The 19,591-nt window shown below is 70.3% G+C and carries 17 protein-coding genes and 1 pseudogene; 12 read left to right on the top strand and 6 right to left on the bottom strand.

Going from position 1 to position 19,591, the window contains the following annotated elements; translation table 11 throughout:
• Positions 1-191: 191 nt before the first annotated feature.
• A pseudogene (locus LRS07_RS15370) lies at positions 192-1,784 on the bottom strand (glycoside hydrolase family 19 protein); the annotation flags it as partial.
• Positions 1,785-1,926: 142 nt separating this feature from the next.
• On the opposite strand from LRS07_RS15370, the gene sbcB reads away from it, so the two are divergent.
• Positions 1,927-3,378 (top strand): exodeoxyribonuclease I, encoded by a 1,452-nt coding sequence (gene sbcB / locus LRS07_RS15365; RefSeq protein WP_260498862.1) that lies wholly within the window; start codon positions 1,927-1,929, stop codon positions 3,376-3,378.
• A gap of 9 nt (positions 3,379-3,387) precedes the next feature.
• Here sbcB and LRS07_RS15360 read toward each other — a convergent pair whose 3' ends face one another.
• From LRS07_RS15360 to LRS07_RS15340, 5 genes are all read right to left on the bottom strand, one after another.
• Complete coding sequence (locus tag LRS07_RS15360) at positions 3,388-4,563, bottom strand: MFS transporter (protein WP_260498861.1); 1,176 nt, start codon at positions 4,561-4,563, stop codon at positions 3,388-3,390.
• A 112-nt stretch (positions 4,564-4,675) separates the two neighbouring features.
• Positions 4,676-7,267, bottom strand: a complete 2,592-nt coding sequence (acnB, locus tag LRS07_RS15355; protein ID WP_260498860.1) for a bifunctional aconitate hydratase 2/2-methylisocitrate dehydratase — start codon at positions 7,265-7,267, stop codon at positions 4,676-4,678.
• 182 nt (positions 7,268-7,449) lie between these two features.
• Entirely contained in the window at positions 7,450-8,001 is a 552-nt protein-coding gene (locus tag LRS07_RS15350) for a hypothetical protein (RefSeq protein ID WP_260498859.1), read from the bottom strand.
• A gap of 103 nt (positions 8,002-8,104) precedes the next feature.
• A complete protein-coding gene (locus LRS07_RS15345; RefSeq protein WP_260498858.1) occupies positions 8,105-9,121 on the bottom strand; it encodes an HpcH/HpaI aldolase/citrate lyase family protein in 1,017 nt (338 codons plus the stop codon).
• Complete coding sequence (locus LRS07_RS15340; RefSeq protein ID WP_260498857.1) at positions 9,122-10,108, bottom strand: malate dehydrogenase; 987 nt, start codon at positions 10,106-10,108, stop codon at positions 9,122-9,124.
• A gap of 209 nt (positions 10,109-10,317) precedes the next feature.
• Here LRS07_RS15340 and LRS07_RS15335 point away from each other — a divergent pair, with 209 nt between their 5' ends.
• From LRS07_RS15335 to leuD, 11 genes are all read left to right on the top strand, one after another.
• Positions 10,318-11,088, top strand: coding sequence for a GntR family transcriptional regulator (locus LRS07_RS15335; protein ID WP_260498856.1), 771 nt, complete (start codon positions 10,318-10,320; stop codon positions 11,086-11,088).
• Positions 11,089-11,191: 103 nt separating this feature from the next.
• Positions 11,192-11,632, top strand: coding sequence for a succinate dehydrogenase, cytochrome b556 subunit (gene sdhC / locus LRS07_RS15330; protein ID WP_260498855.1), 441 nt, complete (start codon positions 11,192-11,194; stop codon positions 11,630-11,632).
• 11 nt (positions 11,633-11,643) lie between these two features.
• Positions 11,644-12,012: a succinate dehydrogenase, hydrophobic membrane anchor protein gene (sdhD, locus tag LRS07_RS15325; protein WP_260498854.1), complete on the top strand. Its 369-nt coding sequence runs from the start codon at positions 11,644-11,646 to the stop codon at positions 12,010-12,012.
• Positions 12,013-12,017: 5 nt separating this feature from the next.
• Positions 12,018-13,808, top strand: a complete 1,791-nt coding sequence (sdhA, locus tag LRS07_RS15320; protein WP_260498853.1) for a succinate dehydrogenase flavoprotein subunit — start codon at positions 12,018-12,020, stop codon at positions 13,806-13,808.
• A 17-nt stretch (positions 13,809-13,825) separates the two neighbouring features.
• Positions 13,826-14,530, top strand: a complete 705-nt coding sequence (locus LRS07_RS15315) for a succinate dehydrogenase iron-sulfur subunit (RefSeq protein WP_260498852.1) — start codon at positions 13,826-13,828, stop codon at positions 14,528-14,530.
• Positions 14,531-14,577: 47 nt separating this feature from the next.
• Complete coding sequence (locus LRS07_RS15310) at positions 14,578-14,853, top strand: FAD assembly factor SdhE (RefSeq protein WP_260498851.1); 276 nt, start codon at positions 14,578-14,580, stop codon at positions 14,851-14,853.
• 27 nt (positions 14,854-14,880) lie between these two features.
• Positions 14,881-16,191, top strand: coding sequence for a citrate synthase (locus tag LRS07_RS15305; protein WP_260498850.1), 1,311 nt, complete (start codon positions 14,881-14,883; stop codon positions 16,189-16,191).
• 183 nt (positions 16,192-16,374) lie between these two features.
• A complete protein-coding gene (locus LRS07_RS15300; protein WP_260498849.1) occupies positions 16,375-17,298 on the top strand; it encodes a LysR family transcriptional regulator in 924 nt (307 codons plus the stop codon).
• Positions 17,299-17,308: 10 nt separating this feature from the next.
• Positions 17,309-18,733 (top strand): 3-isopropylmalate dehydratase large subunit, encoded by a 1,425-nt coding sequence (gene leuC / locus LRS07_RS15295; protein ID WP_260498848.1) that lies wholly within the window; start codon positions 17,309-17,311, stop codon positions 18,731-18,733.
• Positions 18,734-18,762: 29 nt separating this feature from the next.
• On the top strand, positions 18,763-18,891 hold the full coding sequence (locus LRS07_RS15290; protein WP_260498847.1) for an entericidin A/B family lipoprotein: 129 nt from the start codon (positions 18,763-18,765) through the stop codon (positions 18,889-18,891).
• A 34-nt stretch (positions 18,892-18,925) separates the two neighbouring features.
• The gene (gene leuD, locus LRS07_RS15285) at positions 18,926-19,576 is read left to right on the top strand and encodes a 3-isopropylmalate dehydratase small subunit (protein ID WP_260498846.1); all 651 of its coding nucleotides are present in this window, start codon (positions 18,926-18,928) and stop codon (positions 19,574-19,576) included.
• Positions 19,577-19,591 lie beyond the last annotated feature (15 nt).

Here is a 19,591-nt window from a genome sequence, read left to right as displayed (position 1 = left end):
CCCAGCACCACGCTGTGGCGGTAGGCCCGGGCCTCGTCCCACCAGGCGGAGGTGTCCACCGTCGCCTGGCTGCGGCCGCCGCGCAGCACGCCCTCGGCCAGCCTGCCGGCCACCACCCCCGGCACGCCCAGCGCCACCACCCAGGCGTCCATCGCATTGGCCAGCCAGTCGGCGTAGGTGATGACGCCGAAGCCGCCGGCGCCCCAGCCGGTGCCCCAGGAGTTCTGGATGACGAAGCCGTCGCCGTTGTAGCCCACCAGCGCGAAGGCATGGCCGTTGGTCTGCGACGGCCGGCCGTCGAAGGGGATGACCGGCAGGTCGGCATGGCCCTTGGGCGGCTTGCTCTGGTGCTGGGACAGGCGGTCCCAGCCGTCGTGGGTGAAGGCGGAGGCGAACACCGCGCGGTGCTGGGCGATGGCGGCCTGCAGGTCGGTGATGGAGCCCAGCTCCACCCGGTAGTACACGCCCAGGCTGAGCTGTGCCGCGCGGCGGGCGTAGCCGTAGCGCGGCGGGCTGGTGCGCTCGGGCTCGTAGGGCCAGTCGTCGGCCAGGCACACGCCGTGGTGGAACCAGCCCTTGATGGCACCGCGGCAACTGGAGCCTTCGTAGTTCTCGCCCTCGTACTCGTCGTAGCGACGCGCCAGGGTGTAGAGCATGCGCGGGCTGACCGAGGGCAGGGCGCCCGGGTGCCCGCCCTTGACCCAGCGCAGGTAGTTGACGACGCAGGCCAGGCCGAAGCCGGTGCACGCGCCCTCCTGCCCCTGGTCGAGGATCAGGCCGGCGCCGGTGTAGGCCGGCAGGAAGCGCTTGACCTCCTCGTCGGACGGGCAGACGTCGGGCAGCGACAGCGCCGGCGGCAGGTAGCTGCGGTCGCGCAGGTCGACGCTGTCCTTGCGCACCTTGGAACTGGTGCGCGACGGCGCGGCGGCGATGGCCCGGCTGCGGCCGGCGCGGCCGTTCCCCGCCACGGCCACCGGCCACAGCGTCTCGGCGCGTTCGAAGACGTCGGAGAAGCGATCCAGCCCGTGGCTGCCGCCGTTGACCAGCTTGCGCGCCGCGGCGAGGTCACCTTCGGCCACCGCCGCGCGCAGCTTGGTCGAGCGGTGCGCCAGGAACAGGCACAGCACCACCGCGGCCACCTCCGGCGCATTGGCCAGGTCCGGCTGTCCGACCAGGTCCACGCCCAGTTCGTCGCCGTAGCGCTGGTAGTTGACCTTCCACGTCAATTGCACGAAGCCGCGGCCGCGGTAGCGCTCGCCGTCGCCGGGGGTGGAATGGCCGTACTTGGGCCGGTCGTCGTAGGCGCTGAAGGGCGGCCGGCCGGGCGGGGTGTTGAAGCGCGAGGGCAGCTCGGCGATGGGCACGAAGCCCTCGGTCTCGGCGCGGATGGTGCCCAGCGCGGCGAGCACGCCGGCGCGGTCGGTCAGCCCGGTGGCGCTGAGCGCGGCCTCGACGTAGGGCAGGTAGCGGGCGATGTTGGCCGGCTTGGTCGCCGGGAACAGCCGCCCCACCGACGCCAGGTTGAGCTTGAGCGCCAGGTCCACCGGCGGGCGCAGGCCCAGCAGCAGCTGGCAGCGCGGCCCGACGATGCCGTCGGCCAGCAGCCCGACGCCCGACTGCCACAGCCGCACCGCGGCGACGAAGTCCTCGCCGATCGGCGTGCCGTCGGCCTGCAGCGAGGGGAAGCCCTCGCCGTCGGTGCCCAGCACCTCGCGCAGGCGCTGCCGCAGCGCCTCCACTTCGTCGCCCGCATCCCCGCGGACCAGCAACAGCTTCTGCGTCATGGCGCACTCCCTTTTGCGGTCGAAAAGGGGTGCATCTTTGGCCGTGCGCTGAGTCCCGCCCATCGTTCGACATAGGGGGTGGGTTTGCGCCAGGGTTCGTCGGCGAGGCGCGGTGCGGAGGCCTTGCAGTATGGTGACGCGCATGAACGCCAACAGCGCCTGCGGCCCGGACTTCAGCTTCTTCTGGCACGACTACGAAACCTTCGGCGCGAACCCCCGCTGCGATGCGCCGGCGCAGTTCGCCGGGCTGCGCACCGATGCCGAACTGAACGAGGTCGGCGAGCCGGTGATGCTGTACTGCCGGCCGCCGCTGGACCGCCTGCCCGACCCGGAGAGCTGCCTGCTGACCGGCATCCTGCCGCAGCACTGCGCCGAACACGGCCTGCCCGAGCACGCCTTCGCCGCCGCCATCGAGCGCGAGCTGGCCCGGCCGTCCACCGTCGGCGTGGGCTACAACACGCTGCGCTTCGACGACGAGGTGACGCGCCACCTGTTCTGGCGCAACCTGATCGACCCCTACGGCCGGGAATGGCAGCAGGACTGCGGGCGCTGGGACCTGCTCGACGTCGTGCGTTGCACGTACGCGTTGCGGCCCGACGGCATCGAATGGCCGAAGCACGACGACGGCCGGCCGTCGTTCAAGCTGGAACACCTGAGCGCCGCCAACGGCTTGGCGCACGAGGCCGCGCACGACGCGCTGTCCGACGTGCGCGCCACCATCGCGCTGGCGCGCAGGATCCGGTCGCTGCAGCCGCGGCTGTGGGACTTCTGCCTGCGCCTGCGCAAGCGCGCCGCGGTGCTCGACGAGATCGGCGTCGACCGGCCCTTCCTGCACATCAGCGGCATGTACGGCACCGAACGCGGCGGGCTGGCGCTGGTGTGGCCGCTGGCACCGCACCCGACCAACCGCAACGAACTCATCGTCTGGGACCTGGCCCAGGACCCGGCCGAACTCGAGGGGCTGGACGCGCAGTCCATCCGGGAACGGCTGTTCGTCAAGGCGCAGGACCTGCCCGAGGGCGTGACGCGGCTGCCGATCAAGACCATCCACCTCAACAAGTCGCCGGTGGTGATCTCCAACCTGCGCACGCTGTCGCCGCCGATGGCCGAGCGCTGGGGGCTGGACCTGACCGCAGGGCTGCGCCGTGCGCAGACGGCGCGGGCGCTGTCGCCCCGGTTGGCCGACCGCTGGCGCGACGTGTTCAGCCGCCCGGCGCGCGACGGTGCGACCGACGTCGACGAGGACCTGTACGGCGGCCTGGTCGGTGACGCCGACCGCCAGCGGCTGGCGCGGTTGCGGGCGTTGTCGCCCCAGCGGCTGGCCGAGGCGCGGCTCGGCTTCGACGATCCGCGGCTGGAGGAACTGGTCTTCCGCTACCGGGCCCGCAATTTTCCCGAGACGCTGGACGACACCGGCACCGAACGCTGGCAGCGGCACCGCGCCGCCCGGCTGCTGGAAGGCGCCGGCGGGGCGGTCACGCTGCAGGCCTTCTTCGAGCGCATCGATGCGCTGAGCGAGGACGCCGACGATCGTGGCCAGGCCATCCTCGGCGCGTTGTACGACTGGGCCGAGCAGATCGCGCCGGAGGTCTGAGCCGGGGCCTCACCGGGCGGCGGCACGCACCGGCGGCAGCAGGAACAGCGCGCCGAGCGCCAACAGGCCCAGCCCGGCCGACAGCGCCAGCGCGCCCAGGCCCCAGTGCTGCAGGGCGATGCCGAACAGCCAGGGCGCCAGCGCCTGCGCCAGGCGGCCCGGCACCACCAGCAGCCCCTGCCGCTGGCCGTAACCCTGGGCGCCGAAGAACACCAGCGGCAGCGTGCCCTTGGCGATGGTCAGCATGCCGGCGCCGGCGCCGTGCAGCACGCCGAAGAACGGCGCGGCCGTCGGCCCCATCGCCGCCAGCAGCGCGGCGCCCAGCGGGTGCGCCGCCGCCGCCAGGCGCGCCGACAGCAGCGGGTGCAGCCGGCGCAGCAGGCTGAAGTCCAGCAGCCGGGCGGCCACCTGGGCGGGCCCGATGAGCGCGCCCACCAGCACCGCCTGGGCCGGCGTCGAGCCGGCCGCCTGCAGCAGCTGCGGCAGGTGGGTGGCCATCGCGGTGGTGGTGAACCAGGCGGCCGCGAAGACGAACGACAGCACGATCGTCGGCCACAGCGAAGGCGGCGGCGTCGTCGGCACCGCCGGCGGCACCTCGGGCACCGCGGTCGGCGCGGCCGGCGCGGCGACGCGGGGCAGCGAGGCGTTCAGCGGCAGCGCCAGCAGCAGGTGGATGGCGGCCCAGGCCAGGCAGGCGCCGCGCCAGCCGACCGCGCCCTCCAGCCCGGCCGTCAGCGGCCAGCTCAGCGTGCTGGCGAAGCCGGCGATCAGGGTGATGCCGGTGATGCCGTTGCGCGCCTCGTGCCCGTACAGCCGCACCAGCGTGGCGAAGGCGGCTTCGTACAGGCCGGCGCCCATGGGCAGGCCGAGCAGCAGCCAGGCGGCGAACAGGCTCACCGGGCCCTGGGCCGCGGCCAGCGCCGCCAGGCCGACCACGAAGCACAGGTTGGTCGCCATCAGCACCGGCCGGCCGCCCCAGCGGTCGATGGCGGCGCCGGCCCTGGGGCCGAGCAGGGCGGAGACCGCCAGCGCCGCGCTGAAGGCGGCGAACACCGTGGGCTGCGAGACGCCGAGGTCGCGCGCCATCGGCGCCGCCAGCATCGCCGGCAGGTAGTAGCAGGAGGCCCAGGCCAGCAGCTGGGCGGTGCCCAGCGTGGCGACGGTCCTGCCGTAGCCCGCCGTCATCCCGGTCGTCCCCGGGCGGCGGCGGCCGGGCGTGGTGCGAGGGTCATGCGGAGGTCGTGCAGACGCAAACGGCCCGCCGAAGCGGGCCGTCCGGGTCAACGCCGTGGCAGGGTCAGACCGTCACCGCCTTGGCCGTGTCCGCGTACTCCTCGATCTGGTCGAAGTTCATGTAGCGGTACACGCTGGCGGCGTCCTTGTTGATGATGCCCATGGCCTGGTGGTACTCGGCCACAGTCGGGATCTTGCCCAGCTTGGAGGCGATGGCGGCCAGCTCGGCCGAGGCGAGGAACACGTTGGTGTTCTTGCCCAGGCGGTTCGGGAAGTTGCGGGTGGAGGTGCTGACCACCGTCGCGCCTTCGCGCACCTGCGCCTGGTTGCCCATGCACAGGCTGCAGCCGGGCATCTCGGTGCGCGCGCCGGCGGCGCCGAAGTTGGCGTAGTGGCCTTCCTTGATGAGCTCGCTCTCGTCCATCTTGGTCGGCGGCGCGACCCACAGCTTGACCGGGATGTCGCGCTCACCGCCGAGCAGCTTGGCCGCCGCGCGGAAGTGGCCGATGTTGGTCATGCAGGAGCCGATGAAGGCCTCGTCGATCTTGGTGCCGGCCACGTCGGACAGGAACTTGGCGTCGTCCGGGTCGTTGGGGCAGCAGAGGATGGGCTCCTTGATGTCCGCCAGGTCGATCTCGATGACGGCGGCGTACTCGGCGTCCTGGTCGGCCTCCAGCAGCTGCGGGTCGGCCAGCCAGGCCTCCACCTTCTGGATGCGGCGCTCCAGCGTGCGCTTGTCCTGGTAGCCGTCGGCGATCATGTTCTTCATCAGCACGATGTTCGAGGTCAGGTACTCGATCACCGGCGCCTTGTTGAGCTTGATCGTGCAGCCGGCGGCCGAGCGCTCCGCGCTGGCGTCGGACAGCTCGAAGGCCTGTTCCACCTTCAGGTCGGGCAGGCCCTCGATCTCCAGGATGCGGCCGGAGAAGATGTTCTTCTTGCCGGCCTTGGCGACCGTCAGCAGCCCGGCCTTGATGGCGTACAGCGGGATGGCGTGCACCAGGTCGCGCAGCGTGACGCCGGGCTGCATCTGGCCCTTGAAGCGCACCAGCACCGACTCGGGCATGTCCAGCGGCATGACGCCGGTGGCCGCGCCGAAGGCCACCAGGCCGGAGCCGGCCGGGAAGCTGATGCCGATGGGGAAGCGGGTGTGGCTGTCGCCGCCGGTGCCCACGGTGTCGGGCAGCAGCAGGCGGTTGAGCCAGCTGTGGATCACGCCGTCGCCCGGGCGCAGCGAGACGCCGCCGCGGTTGCTGATGAAGGCCGGCAGCTCGCGGTGGGTCTTCACGTCCACCGGCTTCGGGTAGGCCGCGGTGTGGCAGAAGCTCTGCATCACCAGGTCGGCCGAGAAGCCCAGGCAGGCCAGGTCCTTCAGCTCGTCGCGGGTCATCGGGCCGGTGGTGTCCTGGCTGCCGACGGTGGTCATCTTCGGCTCGCAGTAGGTGCCGGGGCGCACGCCCTGGCCTTCCGGCAGGCCGACCGCGCGGCCGACCATCTTCTGCGCCAGGGTGAAGCCCTTGCCGCTGTCCTTCGGCGCCACCGGCAGTCGGAAGGCGGTGGAGGCGGGCAGGCCGAGGAACTCGCGCGCCTTGGCGGTGAGCGAGCGGCCGATGATGAGGTTGATGCGGCCGCCGGCGCGCACCTCGTCGAACAGCACGTCGCTCTTCAGCTTGAACTCGGCCACGGTCTGGCCGTTCTTCACGACCTTGCCGTCGTAGGGCAGCACGTCGATGACGTCGCCCATCTCCAGCTTGGAGACGTCGACCTCGATCGGCAGCGAGCCCGAGTCCTCCTGCGTGTTGAAGAAGATCGGGGCGATCTTGCCGCCCAGCGTGACGCCGCCGAAGCGCTTGTTCGGCACGTAGGGGATGTCCTGGCCGGTGGCCCAGATCACGCTGTTGGTGGCCGACTTGCGGCTGGAGCCGGTGCCGACCACGTCGCCGACGTAGGCCACCAGGTGGCCCTTCTTCTTCAGGTCCTCGATGAACTGCATCGGGCCGCGCTTGCCGTCCTCCTCGGGCTTGAACGCCGCGTCGGGACGGGTGTTCTTCAGCATCGCCAGGTAGTGCAGCGGGATGTCGGGCCGGCTCCAGGCGTCGGGCGCCGGCGACAGGTCGTCGGTGTTGGTCTCGCCGGGCACCTTGAAGACGGTGACGGTAATCTTCTTGTCGACCTCGGGCCGCGAGGTGAACCATTCGGCGTCGGCCCAGCTCCGGATCACGTCCTTGGCGACGGCGTTGCCGGCCTTGGCCTTCTCCGCCACGTCGTGGAAGAAGTCGAACATCAGCAGCGTCTTCTTCAGGCCGGCGGCGGCCACGGGCGCCACCTCGGCGTCGTCCAGCAGGTCGATCAGCGGCTTGACGTTGTAGCCGCCGACCATGGTGCCGAGCAGTTCGGTGGCCTTGGCCTTCGACACCAGGCCGACGGCGATGTCGCCATGCGCCACCGCGGCCAGGAAGCTGGCCTTGACCTTGGCCGCGTCGTCCACGCCCGGGGGCACGCGGTGGGTCAGCAGGTCGAGCAGGAACTGCTCCTCGCCGGCCGGCGGGTTCTTCAGCAGTTCGATGACCTCGGCGGTCTGCTGCGCGCTCAGCGGCAGCGGCGGGATGCCGAGCGCGGCGCGTTCGGCGGCATGTTGGCGATAGGCTTGCAGCATGGGAACTCCGAGGTCGGGACGGTCGGGAAGGGGAGGCGCAGATTCTAAGTCTTATATAAGACTTAGGCGATACCGGCGGTCACGCTGACACGCAAAAAGTCGGCCATGGGCCCCAAACGGGCACAAAAAAGCCGCCCGGCGGGCGGCTCGCGGCGGGGGGACCCCCGCGGGGCGCCACGGGCCTACTTCTGCGGCGCGTCGGGCGCCACCAGCAGCGCGGTGGTGGCGCCGGGGTTGGCGCGCGCGGCCTCGATCGCCTCGCGCTGCTTGGGGTGGATGCAGTCGTCGACCAGCCGCTGGCCGGCCTTGACGTTCATCAGCATGGACTTGTTGCCGATCTGGATCAGCAGCGTCTGGCCGTGCACGTCCTCCAGCCGCATGGCGCCGGTGGTGGAGAGCACCGGCTTCATCGTGTAGGTGGCCTTCTCCCAGCGCAGGACCATGTAGCCGGGGAACTTCTCGCTTTCGTCGATGCGGATGTTCTGCTTGAACTCGCAGTCGCTGACGCCGGTGTAGACCAGCTTGGCGGCTTCCAGCTGCTCGGCGGTGGCGGGGGCCGGGTCGGGCAGCGCCACCGGCTTGGCGGCGGCCTTGGCGACCGGCTTGGACGGCTGGGCCTTGGCGGCGGCCGGCTTCGGCGCGGCGGGCTTGGCCGGTTCGGCGGCGCCGGCGGCACCGGCGGTCAGGGCGAGGGCCAGCCAGAGGGCGGTGTGCAGGGGCGTGTGGACGGTCATGACTTCTCCGTGAGGACGCCGCATTGTCCGGTCGCCTGCCGCCGCGACGTGTGAGGGAAGACCAACAGCGGGCGCGGGGCTGGCAACCAAATGCAAGGCCGGGTTAGGCCGCCTGGACGAACCACGCGCGGCGAACCTCGGCCGGCAGCTGCGCCCCGCCGGCCAGCGAGGTGCGCTCCGCCCGCTCCAGCACCTGCCAGAAGTAGCGGTAGCTGGCACGGTCGTGCAGCTGTTCGCGGCCATGGTGGTGGTGGCGGATCGGCGCGAAGCCCACCGCCTGGGCGGCCTGCAGGATCTCGACCGCCTGGTCGACCTCGGCGGCGCTGGGCGCGAAGGCCTCGACGATGGTCCGCACCTGGTCGGGGTGGATGCTCCACATGCGCAGGAAGCCGAGCTGGGCCGCGGCCCGGTGGGCGGCGACCTCCAGCGCCTTGCGGTCGCGGAACTCGGTCACCACGCCATGCGACGGCACCTTGCGTGCCGCGTGGCAGGCGGCGGCGATCTCCAGCTTGGCGCGCAGCACCAGCGGGTGCTCGAACTGGCCCTGCGCGGTCATCGCCGCCTGGCCGATGGCCCCGCGGTGCGACGAGACGAAGTCCATCAGGCCGAAGGACAACGACTCGATGCGCGGGTGCGCGGCCAGCGCCGGCGCCTGCTGCACCGCCAGGGCGGATTCGACCAGCGCGTGCAGGGGGATGCGCCGGGCCAGGCCGTGGCGATCGCACAGCCCGTCGAGGGCGGCGGCCGCGGCCTGCAGGTCGTCCAGGCGGTCGACCTTGGGCAGCATCAGGTAGGCCAGCCGGCCGCCGGCCCGCTGCAGCAGCCGGTCGGCCACCGCCTCGAACCGCGGGTGGCCCCACGGCAGCAGCCGGGCGCCGACACGGCCGAAACGGTTGCCCGGCGACGTCGCCAGCTCGGCGATGAGGTCGGCGTGCTCCAGTTCGCCGCCGACGGGTGCGCCGTCCTCCAGGTCCAGCGTGACGTCGAACACCGGCCCCAGCTCGGCCTGCAGCGCCAGGCTCTTGCGCATGCGCGGCTCGACACCGGCGTAGTGGTCGCACACCGGCAGCGCCGGCCAGGCCGGGCCGTCGTCGAACAGCGCGTCGCGCGGGTGCAGCACTCAGAGGAGGTGGTTCACACCGTCTTGTTCAGCCTTCAGCTCGGCCAGCGTCTTGTCGATGCACTCCTGGCTGAAGGCGTCGATCGGCAGGCCTTCGACGATCTTGTACTTGCCGCCCTCGGTGGTGACGGGGAAGCCGAACATCACGTCCTTCGGGATGCCGTACTCGCCGTTGGACGGCACGCCCATGGTCACCCACTCGCCCTGGCTGCCCAGCGCCCAGTCGCGCATGTGGTCGATGGCGGCGTTGGCGGCGGAGGCGGCCGACGACAGGCCACGCGCCTCGATGATGGCCGCGCCGCGCTTGCCGACGGTGGGCAGGAACACGTCCTTGTTCCACACCTGGTCGTTGATCATGTCCTTCACCGGCTGCCCGTCGATGGTGGCGAAGCGGTAGTCGGCGTACATGGTCGGCGAGTGGTTGCCCCAGACGCACAGCTTCTTGATCGACGCCACCGGCTTGCCGGTCTTGGCGGCGATCTGGCTCAGCGCCCGGTTGTGGTCCAGGCGCAGCATGGCGGTGAAGTTCTCGCGCGGCAGGTCGGGCGCCGACTTCATCGCGATGTAGGCGTTGGTGTTGGCGGGGTTGCCCACCACCAGCACCTTGACGCCGCGCGAGGCGACGGCGTTGAGCGCCTTGCCCTGGCCGATGAAGATCTGGCCGTTGATCGACAGCAGCTCGGCGCGCTCCATGCCGGCCTTGCGCGGCATGCTGCCCACCAGCAGGGCGTAGTCGGTGTCCTTGAACGCCGTCATCGGGTCGCTGTGCGCTTCCATGCCGTGCAGCAGGGGGAAGGCGCAGTCCTCCAGCTCCATCATCACGCCCTTGAGCGCCTTCTGCGGGCCTTCGGCCGGCACTTCCAGCAGCTGCAGGATGACGGGCTGGTCCTTGCCCAGCATCTCGCCGGAGGCGATGCGAAACAGCAGGGCATAACCGATCTGGCCGGCGGCACCGGTGACGGCGACGCGGACGGGCTTCTTGCTCATGGAGGACTCCAGCGGTCTTGGGAAGTGGGGGCGGGGCGCGCCGCGGGACGGCAGCGGTGCGGGCCGGGCCGACGAGTGTAGGCGAGGGCAGGTCCGGCGGACCGTCGGGCAGTCTATCGGGCGCCCTCCCGCGGCGTCAAACGCTCCTTTGTCTTATATAAGACATCAGTCGGTGGACGTGGCGGTGTCCAATGTGGTGCAATCGCGGCATGCCGTCACCGACGTCCGCCTCCGTTCGCCGCGACGACGACGCCGGTCCGGGGCCCGCCTTCAGCCCGCTCTACCAGCAGATCAAGGGGTTGCTCACCCGCAGCCTGCAGGCGGGGGAGTGGCGCCCCGGCGAGGCCATCCCCAGCGAGATGGAGCTGGCCGCGCGCTACCGCGTCAGCCAGGGCACGGTGCGCAAGGCCATCGACGAGCTGGCGGCCGAGAACCTGCTGGTGCGCCGACAGGGCAAGGGCACCTTCGTCGCCACCCATGCCGAAGAGACGATCCAGTTCCGCTTCCTGCGGCTGATGCCGCACGAGCCCGGCGTCGGCAATCCCACCGAGCGCCGCGTGCTCGATTGCCGGCGGCTGCGCGCGCCGGCCGACGTGGCCCGGGTGCTGCAGCTCAAGGCGGGCGACGCGGCGGTGCAGGTCAAGCGGCTGCTGCTGGTGACGGGCAAGCCGGTGGTGCTGGACGACATCTGGCTGCCCGGCGCCGCCTTCAAGGGGCTGAGCGCCGAGCGGCTGGCCGAATACCGCGGGCCCCTGTACGGCCTCTTCGAGAGCGAGTTCGGCGTGCGCATGATCCGCGCCGAGGAGAAGCTGCGTGCGGTCAACGCCGACGAGGGCACCGCCGCGCTGCTGCAGGTGGCCCCCGGCAGCGCGCTGCTCAGCGTCGAGCGGCTGTCCTTCACCTACGACGACCGGCCGGTGGAGTGGCGTCGCGGCCTGTACGACACCAGCCGGCACCATTACCGCAATGAACTGAGTTGAGCCCCGGGGCGTACACGGCCGGCAGAGCCCCAATGCTCCGTGATCACCCTGAGCCTTGCCCTAAAATCCCCAGGTTTGCCGATACACAACAGGACAGAAGCCAATGGCTGACACGATCGCCCCGACGGTCAAGGACCGGCGCGTCTACACCAACATCCACATCTCGCAGATCGTGCACTACCGGCTTCCGCCGGCCGGCTGGGTGTCCATCCTGCACCGCATCAGCGGCGCCGTCCTGTTCCTGCTGCTGCCGCTGGTGATCTGGCTGTTCGACACCAGCGTCAGCACCGAGGTGTCGTACGAGCGCTTCCGCGCCGTCTTCGTCACCGGCATCGGCATCCTGCCGGGCTGGCTGCTCAAGCTGATGGTGCTGGGCCTGATCTGGGGCTACCTGATGCACTTCGTCGCCGGCGTGCGCCACCTGTGGATGGACGTGACCCACGGCCTGTCGAAGGAAAAGGGGCGCGTCACGGCCATCGCCACGCTGCTGGTGGCGCACATCGTGACACTGCTGCTGGCGGCCAAGCTCTTCGGCCTCTACTGATCGGCGAGACCATGTCCTCTTCCAACACCTTCGGTTCCAAGCGCCTCGTCGTCGGCGCCCACTACGGCATGCGCGACTGGCTCAGCCAGCGCGTCACCGCGGTCGTCATGGCCCTGTTCACGGTGGCCCTGCTGGTGCAGGTGCTGCTGCCCGGCGAACTCGGCTACGACAAGTGGGCCGGCATCTTCTCCACCCAGTGGATGAAGGTGCTGACCTTCATCACCATCGTCGCGCTGGCCTGGCACGCCTGGGTCGGCGTGCGGGACATCTGGATGGACTACGTCAAGCCCGTCGGCCTGCGCCTGGCCCTGCAGGTGTTCACCATCGCCTGGCTGGTCGGCTGTGCCGGCTGGGCGGTGCAGGTTCTCTGGAGACTGTGAAGACCATGGTTGCATCGATTTCCAAGCGCAAGTTCGACGTCGTCATCGTCGGGGCCGGCGGCTCCGGCATGCGCGCCTCGCTGCAGCTGGCACGCGCCGGCCTGAACGTGGCGGTGCTGTCCAAGGTGTTCCCCACCCGCTCGCACACCGTGGCGGCGCAGGGCGGCATCGGCGCCTCGCTGGGCAACATGAGCGAGGACAACTGGCACTACCACTTCTTCGACACCGTCAAGGGCTCGGACTGGCTGGGCGACCAGGACGCCATCGAGTTCATGTGCCGCGAGGCGCCGAAGGTGGTCTACGAGCTCGAGCACTTCGGCATGCCGTTCGACCGCAACCCGGACGGCACCATCTACCAGCGCCCCTTCGGCGGCCACACCGCCAACTACGGCGAGAAGCCGGTGCAGCGCGCCTGCGCGGCGGCCGACCGCACCGGCCACGCCATGCTGCACACGCTGTACCAGCAGAACGTGAAGGCGCGCACCCAGTTCTTCGTCGAGTGGATGGCGCTGGACCTGATCCGCGACGCCGAGGGCGACGTGGTCGGCGTCACCGCGCTGGAGATGGAGACCGGTGAGATCCACATCCTGGAGGCCAAGACCACGCTGCTGGCCACCGGCGGGGCCGGGCGCATCTACGCGGCCAGCACCAACGCGTTCATCAACACCGGCGACGGCCTGGGCATGGCGGCGCGTGCCAGCATCCCGCTGCAGGACATGGAGTTCTGGCAGTTCCACCCCACCGGCGTGGCCGGCGCGGGCGTGCTGCTCACCGAGGGCTGCCGCGGCGAGGGCGCCATCCTGCGCAACAGCAACGGTGAGCGCTTCATGGAGCGCTACGCCCCGACGCTGAAGGACCTGGCGCCGCGCGACTTCGTCTCGCGCTGCATGGACCAGGAGATCAAGGAAGGGCGCGGCTGCGGTCCGAACAAGGACTACGTGGTGCTCGACATGACCCACCTGGGCGCCGAGACCATCATGAAGCGGCTGCCCTCGGTCTACGAGATCGGCCACAACTTCGCCAACGTCGACATCACCAAGGAGCCGATCCCGGTGGTGCCGACCATCCACTACCAGATGGGCGGCATCCCGACCAACATCCACGGCCAGGTGGTGACGCCGACGGCGGCAGGCCCCAACACGGTGGTCAACGGCCTGTACGCGGTGGGCGAGTGCGCCTGCGTCAGCGTCCACGGCGCCAACCGGCTGGGCACCAACTCGCTGCTCGACCTGCTGGTGTTCGGCCGTGCGGCCGGCAACCACATCGTCGACTACAACCTGAAGAACAAGACCCACAAGTCGCTGCCCGCGGACGCGGCGGACCGCTCGCTGGCGCGCGTGGCGCGGCTGGACGCGGCCAGCGGCGGCGAGTACGCGCAGGACGTGGCCAACGACATCCGCAAGAGCATGCAGGCCCATGCCGGCGTGTTCCGCACCCAGGCGATGATGGACGAAGGCGTGCGCCAGATCGCCGCCCTGCGCGAGCGCACCAAGGCGATCGGCCTGGCCGACAAGTCCAAGGTGTTCAACACAGCCCGCATCGAGGCGCTGGAGGTGGAGAACCTGATCGAAGCGGCACAGGCCACGATCGTCTCCGCCGCCGCCCGGCGCGAGAGCCGCGGCGCCCACACCGTCAACGACTACGCCGACTCGCCGCAGTACCCCAACGGCCGCAACGACGCCGAGTGGATGAAGCACACGCTGTGGTTCAGCGAGGGCAACCGGCTCGACTACAAGCCGGTGAACCTGAAGCCGCTGACCGTCGAGTCGATCCCGCCCAAGGTGCGGTCGTTCTAAATCCGAGAGAACCGAACATGACCACCCGCACGTTCCAGATCTACCGCTACGACCCGGACAAGGACAACAAGCCCTACATGCAGACGGTGCAGATCGAGCTCGACGGCTCGGAGCGCATGCTGCTGGACGCGCTGATGAAGCTGAAGGCGCAGGACCCGACGCTGTCGTTCCGGCGCTCCTGCCGCGAGGGCGTCTGCGGTTCGGACGCGATGAACATCAACGGCAAGAACGGCCTGGCCTGCCTGACCAACATGCGCAGCCTGCCGGGCACCGTGGTGCTCAAGCCGCTGCCCGGCCTGCCGGTGGTGCGCGACCTCATCGTTGACATGACGCACTTCTTCGCGCAGTACCACTCGATCAAGCCGTACCTGGTCAACGACACGCCGCCGCCCGACAAGGAGCGCCTGCAGAGCCCCGAGCAGCGCGACGAGCTGAACGGCCTGTACGAGTGCATCCTGTGCGCCAGCTGTTCCACCGCCTGCCCCAGCTTCTGGTGGAACCCGGACAAGTTCGTCGGCCCGGCCGGGCTGCTGCAGGCCTACCGCTTCATCGCCGACAGCCGCGACCAGGCCACCGGCGAGCGGCTGGACAACCTGGAAGACCCGTACCGGCTGTTCCGCTGCCACACCATCATGAACTGCGTGGACGTCTGCCCCAAGGGTCTGAGCCCGGCCACCGCCATCGGCAAGATCAAGGAGCTGATGGTCCGCCGGGCCGTCTGACCCGCCGACCGGCCGCTGTCCACCCACCCGCCTAGCAAGGTTCTTGCATGCTCGATGAACGCCGTCTCAGCCGCCTGCGCTGGCGCTGCCGCCGCGGGCTGCTGGAGAACGACCTGTTCATCGAGCGCTTCTTCGACCGCCATGCCGCCAGCATGGACGAGGCGGAGGCCGATGCGCTGGAGTCGCTGATGGCGCTGTCCGACAACGACCTGCTCGACCTGCTGCTGCGCCGCCGGGAGCCCGACGGCGAACTCGACCAGCCTGCCGTGCGGGGCCTGCTCGGCAAGCTCCGGCAGCCGGCGCCCGCCCACGGTGGCGCCTGAAAGTTTCGATTGACAAAGGAAATCGCGATGACCCCGTCTGACGTGAAAGCCACCCTCTCGTTCTCGGACGGCAGCCCCAGCATGGAGCTGCCGATCTACAAGGGCACGATCGGTCCGGACGTCATCGACATCCGCAAGCTGTACGCGCAGACCGGCAAGTTCACCTACGACCCGGGTTTCCTGTCGACGGCGTCGTGCAACTCGACCATCACCTACATCGACGGCGACAAGGGCGAGCTGCTGTACCGCGGCTACCCGATCGAGCAGCTGGCGGAGAACTGCGATTTCCTCGAGACCTGCTACCTGCTGCTGAAGGGCGAACTGCCCAACGTGCAGCAGAAGAAGGAGTTCGTGCACCTGGTGACCAACCACACCATGGTCAACGAGCAGATGCAGTTCTTCCTGCGCGGCTTCCGCCGCGACGCCCACCCGATGGCGGTGATGACCGGGCTGGTGGGCGGGCTGTCGGCCTTCTACCACGACAGCACCGACATCAACAACGCGCAGCACCGCGAGATCGCCGCCATCCGGCTGATCGCCAAGATGCCGACGCTGGTGGCGATGGCCTACAAGTACGGCATCGGCCAGCCCTTCATCTACCCGAAGAACTCGCTGAGCTACACCGCCAACTTCACCCGGATGATGTTCGGCAACCCCTGCGAGGAGTTCGAGCCGAACGACGTGGTGGTGCGGGCGCTGGACCGCATCTTCATCCTGCACGCCGACCACGAGCAGAACGCCTCCACCTCCACGGTGCGGCTGTGCGGCTCGTCGGGCACCAACCCGTTCGCCGCCATCGCGGCCGGCGTGGCCTGCCTGTGGGGCCCGGCGCACGGCGGCGCCAACGAGGCGGCGCTGAACATGCTGGAGGACATCCAGCGCCAGGGCGGCGTCGACAAGATCGGCGAGTTCATCAAGCAGGTCAAGGACAAGAACTCCGGCATCAAGCTCATGGGCTTCGGCCACCGGGTCTACAAGAACTACGACCCGCGCGCCAAGCTGATGCGCGAGACCTGCCACGAGGTGCTGACCGCACTCGGCCTGGAGAACGACCCGCTGTTCAAGCTGGCCATGGCGCTGGAGAAGATCGCGCTGGAGGACGAGTACTTCGTCGCCCGCAAGCTGTACCCGAACGTCGACTTCTACTCGGGCATCGTGCAGCGCGCCATCGGCATCCCGGTCAGCCTGTTCACCGCCATCTTCGCGCTGGCCCGCACGGTGGGCTGGATCGCCCAGCTCAACGAGATGATTGCCGACCCCGAGTACAAGATCGGCCGGCCGCGCCAGCTGTACGTCGGTGCCGTCAAGCGCGAGGTCAAGCCGATCACGCAGCGCTGAGCGGCGACGGCTCCATCCGCCCCGTCACCGAGCAGCCCCGCCCCGGCGGGGCTTTTTCATGGGCGACCGCGACGCGCAGGAGCAGGGCGGTGTGACCCAGCTTTCGCGCTCCGCGAAGCATCGATTGGATAATCGCCAATTCCCGCTGCGGCGGCGAACCTTAAGCTGCGATCCCTGCCCCCGGTGCGCTTCGACCTCGTGACCCTCAACCTCGTGCTCGCCATCGCCGAGACCCGCAGCATCACGCGCGGGGCGGAGCGTGAGCACCTCGCCCTGGCGGCCGCCAGCAAGCGGCTGTCGGACCTCGAGGCCCGGCTGGGCGTGCCGCTGTTCGAGCGCCGCGCCCGCGGGGTCGAGCCCACCGAGGCCGGCCGCGCCATGGTGCGCCACATCCGCTCGCTCAACGCCTCGCTGCACGCGCTGGAAAGCGAGGTGGTCGAGTTCGCCGGCGGCGTGAAGGGCCACCTGCGCATCGTCGCCAACCTGTCGGCGATCGCCGAATGCCTGCCGCCGGACCTGGCGGCCTTCTCCCGCGCCCACCCGCTGATCCGCATCAGCCTGGAGGACCAGAGCAGCGGCGAGGTGCAGGCCGCGGTGGCCGAAGGTCGGGCGGACGTCGGCATCTTCGTGCCGCCGCTGCTGGACAACCGGTTGAGCGTGCACCGCTGGCGCGAAGGCCGCCTGTGCGTGATCGTGCCGCAGGGCCATGCGCTGGCCGCCCGTGCCGCGCTGGTGCTGGACGACCTGCTCGACGACGACATGGTCGGCCTGCACAGCGGCGCCGCCGTGCAGGAACAGCTGCAGCAGCTGGCCGCCGCCCGCGGCCGCACGCTGAGGGCCCGGCTGCAGGTGCGCGGCTTCGACGCCATCGCCCAACTCGTCGAGGCCGGCCTGGGCATCGCGGTGCTGCCCACCGCGGTGGCCGAGCGGCTGGCCCGGCTCTTCGCCATCGCCGCCGTGCCGCTGGACGAACCCTGGGCGAGGCGCGACTACCTGATCGGCGTGCGCACGCAGGAGGTGCTGCCGACCGTGGTGCGCCGCTTCGTCGACGTCCTGCTGGCCTCGAGCGGCCACGCCGAGGCCGACCCCGTTACCCTCCCGCACTGAGGACCCTGCCATGACCGGACGCACCCTCTACGACAAGCTCTGGGACGAGCACGTCGTCCACACGGAGGCCGACGGCACCACCGTGCTGTACATCGACCGCCACCTGGTGCACGAGGTGACCAGCCCGCAGGCCTTCGAGGGCCTGCGGCTGGCCGGCCGCGCGCCCTGGCGCGTCAGCTCCATCGTCGCCACCGCCGACCACAACACGCCCACCGACCACTGGGAGCGTGGGCTGGACGGCATCGCCGACCCGATCTCGCGCCAGCAGATCGTCACCCTGGACAAGAACATCCGGGCCGTCGGCTCGGCCGCCTACTTCCCGTTCATGGACGGCCGGCAGGGCATCGTGCACGTCATCGGGCCGGAGCAGGGCGCCACCCTGCCCGGCATGACGGTGGTCTGCGGCGACTCGCACACCTCCACCCACGGCGCCTTCGGCGCGCTGGCGCACGGCATCGGCACCAGCGAGGTGGAGCATGTGCTGGCCACGCAGACGCTGCTGGCCAAGAAGGCCAAGAACATGCTGGTCAAGGTCGAGGGCCAGGTCGCCCCCGGCATCACCGCCAAGGACATCGTGCTGGCCATCATCGGCCGCATCGGCACCGCCGGCGGCACCGGCTACACCATCGAGTTCGGCGGCAGCGCCATCCGGGCGTTGAGCATGGAAGGCCGCATGACGGTGTGCAACATGGCCATCGAGGCCGGAGCCCGCGCCGGCCTGGTCGCGGTGGACGACACGACCCTGAACTACGTCCAGGGCCGGCCGTTCGCGCCCCAGGGGGCGGAGTGGCAGCAGGCGGTGGGCTACTGGCGCACGCTGCACTCCGACGCCGACGCGGTGTTCGACGCGGTGGTCGAGCTGGACGCGACGCAGATCCGGCCGCAGGTGACCTGGGGCACCTCGCCGGAGATGGTGCTCGCCATCGACGACCGTGTGCCCGACCCCGAGAAGGAAAAGGACGGCAACCGCCGCAGCGCCATGGAAAGGGCGCTGCAGTACATGGGCCTGGCGCCCAACACGCCGCTGGCCGACATCCACCTCGACCGGGTGTTCATCGGCTCCTGCACCAACAGCCGCATCGAGGACCTGCGCGAGGCCGCCGCGGTGGTCCGGCGCCTGGGCCGGCGGGTGGCGGGCAACGTCAAGCAGGCGCTGGTGGTGCCGGGCTCCGGCCTGGTCAAGGCGCAGGCCGAGCGCGAAGGGCTGGACCGGGTGTTCACCGACGCCGGCTTCGAGTGGCGGCAGCCCGGCTGCTCGATGTGCCTGGCGATGAACGCCGACCGCCTGCAGCCCGGGGAGCGCTGCGCCTCGACCAGCAACCGCAACTTCGAAGGCCGCCAGGGCGCCGGTGGGCGCACGCACCTGGTCAGTCCGGCGATGGCGGCCGCCGCGGCCATCGAAGGGCATTTCGTCGACATCCGCCGCATCGCCTGATCCGTCACGTCACCCCGAGGAGGAGCCCCATGAAGACGCTGCTGTGCCTGGTCACCCTTGCCGCGCTGCTGGCCGGCTGCAACACCGTGAGCGGCATGGGCCGCGACATCCAGAAGGCCGGCGAAACCATCGAGGGCGCCGCCAGCAAGAAGCGCTGAGCCGCCCCAGCACTCGACACCCGAAGGACACCCGATGCAGAAGTTCACCGTGCACCAGGGGCTGGTCGCGCCCATGGACCGCGAGAACGTCGACACCGACGCCATCATCCCCAAGCAGTTCCTGAAGTCGATCGCGCGGTCGGGCTTCGGCCCCAACCTGTTCGACGAGTGGCGCTACCTCGACCCGGGCGAGCCCGGCCAGGACCCGGCGTCGCGCCGGCCGAACCCCGACTTCGTGCTCAACCAGCCGCGCTACCAGGGGGCGTCCATCCTGCTGGCGCGTCGGAACTTCGGCTGCGGTTCCAGCCGCGAGCACGCGCCCTGGGCCATCGAGCAGTACGGCTTCCGGGCGTTGATCGCCCCCAGCTTCGCCGACATCTTCTTCAACAACTGCTTCAAGAACGGCCTGCTGCCCATCGTGCTGCCGGAAAGCGTGGTCGCTCGGCTGTTCGACGAGGTGGCCGCCTTCGTCGGCTACCGGCTGACCGTCGACCTGCCGCGGCAGGTCATCGTCAAGCCGGATGGCGAGGAGATCCCGTTCGACGTGCAGCCCTTCCGCAAGCACTGCCTGGTCGAAGGCCTGGACGACATCGGCCTGACGCTGCGCCACGCCGACAAGATCCGCAGCTTCGAAGCGCAACGCCTGGCCGCCAAGCCGTGGCTGGACCACCGGCTCGCCGGCTGACCCCGTTCAACCCAC

The organism is Aquabacterium sp. J223, assembly GCF_024666615.1.
Taxonomy (GTDB): domain Bacteria; phylum Pseudomonadota; class Gammaproteobacteria; order Burkholderiales; family Burkholderiaceae_C; genus J223.
Note: the sequence above shows the minus strand (reverse complement) of the source record. Positions and strands in the feature narration are given on the sequence as shown.